Origin of the sequence: Dietzia papillomatosis NBRC 105045 (genome assembly GCF_001570845.1) — a bacterium.
In the GTDB taxonomy this organism is placed as follows: domain Bacteria; phylum Actinomycetota; class Actinomycetes; order Mycobacteriales; family Mycobacteriaceae; genus Dietzia; species Dietzia cinnamea.
This window is the reverse complement of sequence record NZ_BCSL01000077.1, coordinates 1-6649: the sequence shown is the minus strand read 5'-3', so window position 1 is coordinate 6649 and position 6649 is coordinate 1. Positions and strand designations below refer to the sequence as shown.

At 71.2% G+C, this 6649-nt stretch carries 6 protein-coding genes; 1 reads left to right on the top strand and 5 read right to left on the bottom strand.

The annotated features are described in order from the left end of the window. Nucleotides 1-64 precede the first annotated feature (64 nt). Nucleotides 65-1369, bottom strand: a complete 1305-nt coding sequence (gene glyA, locus DPA01S_RS15630; protein ID WP_061917753.1) for a serine hydroxymethyltransferase — start codon at nt 1367-1369, stop codon at nt 65-67. 134 nt (nt 1370-1503) lie between these two features. Between glyA and coaA the strand changes: the two genes are divergently transcribed. After that, nucleotides 1504-2436, top strand: coding sequence for a type I pantothenate kinase (gene coaA / locus DPA01S_RS15625; protein ID WP_061917750.1), 933 nt, complete (start codon nt 1504-1506; stop codon nt 2434-2436). Nucleotides 2437-2468: 32 nt separating this feature from the next. Here the strand turns inward: coaA and DPA01S_RS15620 are convergent, their stop codons facing one another. The 4 genes from DPA01S_RS15620 to DPA01S_RS15605 form a co-directional block, all read right to left on the bottom strand. Continuing rightward, nucleotides 2469-3569, bottom strand: a complete 1101-nt coding sequence (locus DPA01S_RS15620; RefSeq protein WP_061917746.1) for a tocopherol cyclase family protein — start codon at nt 3567-3569, stop codon at nt 2469-2471. Nucleotides 3570-3607: 38 nt separating this feature from the next. Further along, complete coding sequence (locus DPA01S_RS15615) at nt 3608-4321, bottom strand: MOSC domain-containing protein (RefSeq protein ID WP_232303212.1); 714 nt, start codon at nt 4319-4321, stop codon at nt 3608-3610. After that, complete coding sequence (locus tag DPA01S_RS15610; RefSeq protein ID WP_061230071.1) at nt 4318-5082, bottom strand: isoprenyl transferase; 765 nt, start codon at nt 5080-5082, stop codon at nt 4318-4320. Before DPA01S_RS15610 ends, DPA01S_RS15615 begins: the two co-directional genes overlap by 4 nt. A gap of 82 nt (nt 5083-5164) precedes the next feature. Then, nucleotides 5165-6301, bottom strand: a complete 1137-nt coding sequence (locus DPA01S_RS15605; RefSeq protein ID WP_371441648.1) for a 3-deoxy-7-phosphoheptulonate synthase — start codon at nt 6299-6301, stop codon at nt 5165-5167. Nucleotides 6302-6649 lie beyond the last annotated feature (348 nt).

Sequence of the window (6649 nt, the reverse complement as noted above, 5' to 3'; positions counted from 1 at the left end):
GGGGCCGATGCCCGCGCTCTCGTCGGTCATCGGCCCCCGCCTGTCGTCGTGTGTCCCGGAGTCCTCAGCCCAGGATCTTCCAGTCCTCGAGGCCCTCGTACAGCGGCTTGGCCTTCGCCAGGGCGGTCACCCGGTCGCGCAGGCCCGCGGTGTCGGCGTCCTTGCCGGCCGCCAGGGCGGTGCCGATGATGTCCGCGACCTCGCGGAACTCCTCCGTGGTGAAGCCGCGGGTGGCCAGTGCCGGCGTACCGATCCGCAGGCCGGAGGTGACCATCGGCGGTCGGGGGTCGAACGGAACGGCGTTGCGGTTGACGGTGATGCCGACCTCGTGGAGCAGATCCTCGGCCTGCTGGCCGTCCAGCTCCGAGTCGCGCAGGTCCACCAGCACGAGGTGGACGTCGGTACCGCCCGTGAGGACCGAGACGCCGGCGTCCTTGCAGTCCTGCTCGGTGAGCCGCTCGGCGAGGATCTTCGCGCCCTCGAGGGTGCGCTGCTGCCGCTCCCGGAACTGCTCGGTGCCGGCGATCTTCATGGCCGTGGCCTTGGCGGCGATCGCGTGCATGAGCGGCCCACCCTGCTGGCCCGGGAACACGGTGGAGTTGAGCTTCTTGAACAGCTCGAGATCGTTGGTGAGGATCATGCCCGAGCGGGGCCCGCCCAGCGTCTTGTGCACGGTGGTGGACACCACGTCGGCGTGCGGCACCGGGCTCGGATGCAGCCCCGCGGCCACCAGGCCGGCGAAGTGCGCCATGTCGACCCACAGCTTCGCGCCCACCTCGTCGGCGATCTCACGGAACTTCGCGAAGTCCAGGGTGCGCGGGTAGGCGGACCATCCGGCGATGATCACGTCCGGCTTCTCCGCCAGCGCCATCTCACGGACGGTGTCCATGTTGACCTGCATTGTCTCCGGGTCGACCTCATAGGCGGCGACCTCGTAGAGCTGGCCGGAGAAGTTGAGCTTCATGCCGTGGGTGAGGTGGCCACCGTGCGCGAGCGACAGACCCATGATCTTCGAGCCCGGGGCGGCCAGTGCCATGAGGACGGCGGCGTTGGCCTGCGCACCGGCGTGCGGCTGCACGTTCGCGTACTTCGCGCCGAAGACCTCCTTGGCACGGTCACGCGCGAGGTTCTCCACCACATCGACGTGCTCGCAGCCGCCGTAGTAGCGGCGGCCCGGGTACCCCTCGGCGTACTTGTTGGTCAGGACCGAGCCCTGCGCCTGCAGCACGGAGCGCGGGACGAAGTTCTCCGACGCGATCATCTCGAGCGTGTCCCGCTGACGGGCCAGCTCCCCGGCCATCGCCTCGGCGACCTCCGGATCCAGTTCGGACAGAGAGGCGGAGAACACGTCGGTGTTCGGGTCGGTCATCGTTGCTCCTCGCGCGTGGGCTTCTCGCTTCGTACGAATCGTGTGGGCCACGGCTCGTCTCGTCGTCGTCGTCAGTCTAGTGCCACGCACCCTGACACCCTCTCCCCCGTGGCCACCTGCCACAATCACGAGTCGTGAGCAGACATGCCGGCGACTACACGCCGTACGTGGAGTTCGACCGCCGGAGCTGGCGGCGCCTGCGCCGCGCCATGCCCATGGTGCTCACCGAGCAGGACCTCGAGGGCCTGCGCGGACTGGGCGAGCACCTCGACCTGGACGAGATCGCGGAGATCTACCTGCCGCTCAGCCGGCTCATCCACCTGCAGGTCTCCGCCCGGCAGCGCCTGTTCCAGTCCACCAACCTGTTCCTCGGCGAGGCCTCCGACGCCCCGATGCCGTTCGTGATCGGCGTGGCCGGCTCCGTCGCGGTGGGCAAGTCCACCTCCGCGCGTGTGCTGCGCGCGCTGCTCACCCGCTGGGATTCCCACCCGCGCGTGGACCTCATCACCACCGACGGCTTCCTCTACCCCAACCGCGAGCTCGAGCGCCGCGGCCTGATGCACCGCAAGGGCTACCCCGAATCGTACGACCGGCGGGCCCTGCTGCGGTTCGTCACCGAGGTCAAGTCCGGTGCGCCCCTGGTGCGGGCGCCGGTCTACTCGCACACCAAGTACGACATCGTGCCCGGCGAGCACATCGAGGTGAAGCGGCCGGACATCCTCATCGTCGAGGGGCTCAACGTCCTTCAGACCGGCCCGCGGCTCATGGTCTCCGACCTGTTCGACTTCTCGCTCTACGTGGACGCGCGTATCGAGGACATCGAGCAGTGGTACATCGAGCGTTTCCTCGAACTGCGGAGCACGTCGTTCTCCAACCCGAGCTCGCATTTCGCGCACTACGCGGACCTGTCCGACCAGGCGGCCCGGCTCGCCGCGCGGGAGATCTGGACCTCGATCAACAGGCCCAACCTGGTCGAGAACATCCTGCCCACCCGGCCGCGCGCGACTCTCGTCCTGCGCAAGAACTCGGACCACTCCATCCAGCGGCTGCGCCTGCGCAAGATCTGAACACGCGCCTCCGCGCGATCCCCGCACCCCGCCTACACCGGCGGCGCGCCCGTCTCCCCCTCCGGCACACCGCGCCTCCGCAGCTCGGCCTCGGCCCGGTCGAGACCTCCGTGTTCGAGCGCGGCCAGCCAGCTGCGATCCGACCACACCAGCCGCCCTCGCCGTCGTACCTCCACCTCGAGCTCCCCGGTCAGGTGCTCGATCGACCCCGCGGAGTTGCGGTTCTCCGACGGCAGCGGCACGGGCAGGACGTGCGCGCGGTCGAGCGGCGAGCGGCCGCTGACGCGGATGTCCCAGCCGTAGCCGCGTCCCTCGAGCTCCCACCTCTCGTCGGTGACGTCGGCACGTACGGGCGAGACCACGGGGTTGCCGAGCCGCACGACGCGCCCGCCCGGGAGCCGCACGACGAGCGCGGTGACCTCGGTGCGCAGCGGGCCGGAGTGGATCTGACCGCCGGCGAACGCGACGCAGGTGTCGGGCTCGGAGAACGCCTGCGCCTGCCCCCACCACCAGGAGTCGGGGAAGCCCTCCGCGCCCCAGTTCTTCTCGCCGTACACCTCGGCGTCGTCGAAGTCCCAGCGCCGGCCGTCGAGCTCGGCCCATCCGCTGGCGCGCCCGCCGAGCAGCCAGGGGTGCCAGTACTGGTTGAGCGCGGGAACCGACTGGAAGATGCTCGACCCGCCGACGGCGCGATGCGGCCACTCCACGGGGTCGGTGATGTCCACGTGGAGCCGCGCGCCCTCCCCCATGTCCACGCGGATGCCGTCGCGTCGGTACTCGAACTGGCCTCCGGACCGGGCGCCGATGCGCGCCGGGGCGGCCCACCCGTGCGGCGCGGCGGCGAGGCGGAGCGTGGAAACCGCCGCGGAGGACGACGGCGAGGGGTCCCCGTCACCGGGCCGGCGGGCGCCACCGGCCTCGAGCGGGATCGTCACCTCGTCCGAGGCCAGGCCGAGCGTCGCCCAGTGCCCGTCGGGTCCCCGGTTGACCCCGATGAGCGCGATGGCCACGCGCCCGCGTTCGCGGTCGGTGATCCGGAGGAAGTACCCCTCCATGGCCGCGCCGTGCGCGCGGAGCGGATCGCCGAAGGGCAGGTCCGCGCCGGTCGCCCGGTATCGCCGGAGGAGTCCCATGCGGATCAGCGTCCCATATCCGGCCGGCCGGCGGTGTCTCAGTCCGCGTCGACCGGGCGGTCGTCCGTGGCCGGATCCAGCTTCCGGACGAGGCTCGGTGCGAGCTCGGAGAGGTCGTACTCGGCGAGGAGGCGGCTGACCTCGTCGTCGTCGACCCCGGACAGCACCCTGGCGATGGTGACACCGTGCGTGGGCTCGCTGACCACCCGGATCTCGTCGCCCGCCCCGACCGGACCCGGGGCGAGGACCCGCGCGTACGCGCCCGGCCGCCCGCCCTCGGTGAAGCGACGCACCCACCGCGGCTTCCCGACACGGTGGGCGAAGGTCTGACACGGGATGCGCGGCGTGGTGACCTCCATGCGCAGGCCGGGTGCCCCGGCGGCACCGGCAGCACCTGCAGCGGCGACCTCGAGCACCGTCCCGATCTGCAGCTGCGAGGTGTCGACGCCCGTCACGCGGAGGTTCTCGCCGAAGAAGCCGGGCGGGATGGGGCCGCCGAACTCGGGTTCCCACTGCTCGACGTCGGAGTCGGAGAGCAGGTAGACGGCCTTCCACACGCCGCCGTGGTGCTTGCGGTCGGCCTGGACGTCGCCGTGGAGGCCGTACTCGCGGACCTGGACCGGGCCCTCGACCGGGCGCTTGTCGATCGCCGTCACGCCGACCCGGCCGGGCACGGTCAGCAGCTGGTCGACCACGCACACGGCCCGGACGGTGAACCACGCGGGCACGGAGGATCCCGCCGGGGTGCTCACTGCCCGAACCTGCGGTTGCGGGCGCTGTACTCGCGGAGTGCGCGCAGGAAGTCCACGCGGCGGAACGCCGGCCAGTAGGCCTCGGTGAACCAGATCTCCGAGTACGCGCTCTGCCACAGCAGGAAGCCCGACAGGCGCTGCTCGCCGGACGTGCGGATCACGAGGTCGGGGTCGGGTTGCCCGGACGTGTAGAGGTGCTCCCCGATGCCCTCGACGGTGATCCCGTCGACGAGGTCGGCTCCCGTCCGGCCCTCGTCGATCAGCTGCTCGACCAGCTCACGGGCCGCGTCGGCGATCTCCTGCCGCCCGCCGTAACCCACCGCGACGTTGACCTTGACGCCCGGTCGGCCGGTGCTCACCTGCTCCGCGTGACGCAGGCGATCGGCCAGCCACTCGGGCAGGAGCTCCAGTCGCCCGACGATGCGGACCTCCCAGTTGCGCTCCGGCCTGGTGATCTCGTCCACGACGTCGGCGATGATCTGCAGCAGTTCGCCGAGCTCGTCGGCGTCGCGGCCGAGGTTCTCGGTGGACAGGAGGTAGATGGTGGCGACGTCGATGCCGAGCTCGTCACACCAGCCCAGCATCTCGGCGATCTTCACCGCGCCGGCCCGGTGGCCGTGTGCGACGTCGGTGAACCCGGCCTCCTTGGCCCACCGGCGGTTGCCGTCGCACATCACGGCGACGTGCCGCGGCAGCCTCTTGCCCTCGAGCGACGACCGCAGTCGGGACTCGTAGAACTTGTACAGGGGGGAGGTGGCCACGCGGGAAAGAGTACCGCGCGGCACCGCCTCCTCTGTGGTGCCCCTGACCCGCTGCGCGCTCGGCTCCGTCGGCCGGCGGGAGTCAGTTCCGTCGGCCGGCGCGCACCGCCGCGGCGAGGGCACGCAGCCCGTCGGCGGTGGTGTCCCATCCCATGCAGGCGTCGGTGACGGACTGCCCGTAGACCAGTTCCTCGGCCTCGACGGACTGGGCGCCGGGCTCGATGAAGCTCTCGATCATCAGCCCGGAGATGCCCTGCTCTCCCCCGCCGATGCGCTCGGCCAACTCGGCCACGACCTCGGCCTGGCGCTCGTGCGACTTGCCCGAGTTGGCGTGGCTGGCGTCGACCATCACGAGACCCGGCAGCCCGACCTTGCCCACGGCCGCGACCGCGGCTGCGACGGACTCGGCGTCGTGGTTCGGCCCGCGGGTGCCGCCGCGCAGGATCACGTGACAGTCCGTGTTGCCCGCCGTCTCCACGACCGCCGCGCGGCCGTCGGCGTCGGTGCCGAAGAACACGTGTCCCGCCGCCGAGGACCGGCACCCGTCCACCGCGACCTGGACCTCGCCGTCGGTGCCGTTCTTGAAGCCGACCGGCATGGACAGGCCCGACACGAGCTGGCGGTGCACCTGGCTCTCCGTGGTGCGGGCGCCGATCGCACCCCAGGAGACGGCGTCGGCGATGTACTGCGGGCTGGTCGGCTCGAGGAACTCGGTGCCGACGGGAAGTCCGAGGTCGAGCACGTCCAGCAGCAGCTTGCGGGCGGTGCGCAGGCCGCGCGGGATGTCGTAGCTCCCGTCGAGCGCGGGGTCGTTGATGAGGCCCTTCCAGCCGACCGTCGTGCGCGGCTTCTCGAAGTACACGCGCATGACGATGAGCAGGTCCTCGGACGTCTCGTCCGCGAGCCGGGCCAGCCGACCGGCGTAGTCGAGTGCGGCGTCGGTGTCGTGAACCGAGCAGGGGCCCACCACGACGAGCAGGCGGTCATCGCGGCCGGCCAGCACGTCGGCGATCTCGGACCGGCTCCGCTCGACCAGCGCCTCGCGGGCCTCTCCCAGCGGGAGCTCGCCGAGGATCTCGGTCGGGGTCGGCAGCGGTGAGTACGACAGGACGCGCCTGTCGGCGGTCTGGGTGGGGTTCTCGGCGGTGATGGTCACGGCGGTCGCTCCTGACGAATCGGTGGTGGCGGGCCGGGTGCCGTGATCCTCTTCGGTGCCCATGTCGCACCCGGATCCGCCGCTGTTGAAAGGCGGAAGGCGGCGACCATGGTGGTCACCGCCTCTGGGCTCCGGGTGTCGACGATCCGTCTAGCGGACGCGTGCGCTCGCGGCGCGGGCTCCACCCGGAGCCCACATAAAGCGCCAATATGCGCGAGCGATCGACATGCGGCCCACCGTAGCAGAACCCGATCAGCTGTGGCCATTCATCCCCTCGTGATCACCACCCGCTCATCCTCCCTCTCCGCCAATCGCACACTTGTGCTATGAGTGGCACGCCGGTAGAGTCGATCACAGGTTCGATAAGGGTGCGGCGCGGGCGGGGGGTGACCGGGGTGGAGACGACGACGA

What these genes read in the sequence shown, in the direction of transcription:
- glyA (WP_061917753.1), bottom strand. Translation starts at nt 1,369, where the DNA reads ATGACCGACCCGAACACCGACGTGTTCTCCGCCTCTCTGTCCGAACTG.
- DPA01S_RS15620 (WP_061917746.1), bottom strand. Translation starts at nt 3,569, where the DNA reads ATGGGACTCCTCCGGCGATACCGGGCGACCGGCGCGGACCTGCCCTTC.
- DPA01S_RS15605 (WP_371441648.1), bottom strand. Translation starts at nt 6,301, where the DNA reads ATGGGCACCGAAGAGGATCACGGCACCCGGCCCGCCACCACCGATTCG.